A 2,272-nucleotide genomic window follows, 5' to 3' on the forward strand; every position below is an offset into this window, starting at 1 on the left:
GACGAAATCCGAACCTTTTTTGAACGGAATTGACCGCCTCGCTATGCTCGGCGGAACGCTCGGGCGCGGCGGAATTCCCCCCACACCCCCCTTCCGCCGCGCCCTCGCTTGAATGCATTTCGGCGAAAAATTGCGACTCCAAAAAAGAACCTTACCTTACCATTGTATCAAGATTGAATGGCAAGATACAAAATGGTATTGTGCTTGCCCCACCCACCCAGTGCGCGCACAAAAAACTCCCTGATTATTTCTTATTTCCAAATCTATGCCGAAATGCTCTTCTAAAACCAGCATCCTCCGCTTCTTTCACAGTAAAAGCATAAAATTCTCCCTCACGATTGCCGACAATAGTACGATCGTATTGTTGGTCCATTGGTAAATGGTAAATCTTTGTCCGCTTTCCAAATTCGTCCAAATTTAGATTGCATTTTATTCTGGGGAACTCGCCAAGCGGATGGTTTTCTACTACTTCAATATTCAACGCGGCTGCCATTTCTTTTGCTTTGTCAGACAAGGTTGTTGAAGTGAAGAAAATAGGACGTAGCCTGTGTTCATTAAGTAGTTTTGAGAACTCACTGAAAGTGTGCTTCTTGCCGCCGAAATGTTGTATCCAGTATTCCATTGTTGTACCGAATAGCTGAAAAATATGCTTTTCATGAATATCTTTATACTGTGCCCAATGCTTACATTGTATGATGCAAGTTTCATTTTCTTTTTTTGCAATGACATCTCGTCCCAAATCTTCAAAGCCATCTATAATCCCTTTGTATTCAACTGAATACCCATCGTGCTCATATAGGTGACCAACATACATTTCGTAATCTCGGCCAATAGCCCATTTCGATTTATTGCGGCTTTTTAGATAACGATCTAACGCGAGCTGATTTCTTTCTACCGATGGGAGTGCTCGATATTCTTCTTGTGTAAGGAGTTTCTTAACAGAATCCTCTTCCTCGCCCTCTTCTTCGGGTACTCCAACCTCAACGGGGATATATTCGTTCTCGTCTATCGCAATTAAATCCTCAAGCCATGGAAATAATTTGGTGAAATATGAAATTTTATATGTGAGGATTTTATTCTCCTTTACGAGTTCTCGTTTTTCTTTTTTTGTTTGCCGTACTGCTTCTGCGGCAGTATACGCAGGATGACTTTTATATGTGAGATATTTTTCAAGTTTCCCGTCTCTTAATGCAAAGTAATCTGCAAATGCTTCAGCAAGCCACGGGAATCCCATCGAACGCTGACGCGTAATCTTCTCAATGTGTTGGTATGTATCTTCTTTCTCTTTGGCAAATTTCTCTTTTTCGCTATTAAGTGCGTCGAGTTCTGGCTTTAATTTCCGATACGATTTCGCATCTGCAAAAGCGTCTCGTATCCACGAGACAATTCCGAAGAGTAAAAACAAACCTATGATTACAAGGATCCATTCCATAATTTTTATACTTTCATATCAAACTTTTCAGAAAATGTATCATCTGATATGTCAGCAAGAAGCATTCTCTGTTCTTTTTCTAATAACTTCATCATAGCTTCCGGCGTCATTCTAAGTGAAACCGTCCCGTAGAGACTTGATGGAGCAACCCGAGAGTATTTTTTCGCCGCAATTTGCGCGAAATTTTTATACAGTTCGCTTTTTTCTGAATTTGATGTTTTTTCGAATAAATAACTAAGGGCAACGGCTCGCTTCCACGCATGGCGATACAATGCCGCCTCAGGATGCTTTGACGCTTTCGGAGTTAGAGGTTTTGTTTCCAGTAAAAACTTATCAAAAAGGGCTTCTATGCGCTTTCGTTCTTCTGCGCGCTCAGCCCGTTTTCTTTTCCAGTTTTCAATAAAAGATTTGATGCTCATAATCTATACAAAATAGTTCATAGATTTTCCGTAAAGTTTGGCAAACTCTGCCAACTCTACAGCATCTACGCCACGCTCGCCTCTCTCAATTTTGGAAATATACGCCTGTGGTTTTTTCAATCGCTTTCCCGCTTCAACCTGTGTCAATCCGGCCTCTAGGCGAGCTTGGCGGAGTTTTTTGACGAGATTTTGATATTTTGGCTGATACTTTTTCGACATAGATATACTAACATGATATATACTATTGTGGAATATACCATTTCGGTATATTATTATTTCATGGAGTCGCAATTTTTCGCCGAAATGCATTCAAGCGAGGGCGCGGCGGAAGGGGGGTGTGGGGGGAATTCCGCCGCGCCCGAGCGTTCCGCCGAGCATAGCGAGGCGGTCAATTCCGTTCAAAAAAGGTTCGGATTTCGTC

General features: G+C 41.9%; 3 protein-coding genes. All 3 read right to left on the bottom strand.

The window, feature by feature from the left end; all coding sequences use genetic code 11:
* Positions 1-244: 244 nt before the first annotated feature.
* Genes HY841_01960 through HY841_01970 form a run of 3 tightly spaced genes read right to left on the bottom strand, consistent with a single transcriptional unit; the run spans position 245 to position 2,070 of the window.
* Positions 245-1,432: a restriction endonuclease gene (locus HY841_01960; GenBank protein ID MBI4929498.1), complete on the bottom strand. Its 1,188-nt coding sequence runs from the start codon at positions 1,430-1,432 to the stop codon at positions 245-247.
* A gap of 5 nt (positions 1,433-1,437) precedes the next feature.
* The gene (locus HY841_01965; GenBank protein MBI4929499.1) at positions 1,438-1,851 is read right to left on the bottom strand and encodes a hypothetical protein; all 414 of its coding nucleotides are present in this window, start codon (positions 1,849-1,851) and stop codon (positions 1,438-1,440) included.
* A 3-nt stretch (positions 1,852-1,854) separates the two neighbouring features.
* Positions 1,855-2,070 (bottom strand): helix-turn-helix transcriptional regulator, encoded by a 216-nt coding sequence (locus tag HY841_01970; GenBank protein ID MBI4929500.1) that lies wholly within the window; start codon positions 2,068-2,070, stop codon positions 1,855-1,857.
* Positions 2,071-2,272 lie beyond the last annotated feature (202 nt).

The organism is Bacteroidota bacterium (assembly GCA_016213405.1).
In the GTDB taxonomy this organism is placed as follows: Bacteria; Bacteroidota; Bacteroidia; order Palsa-948; family Palsa-948; genus Palsa-948.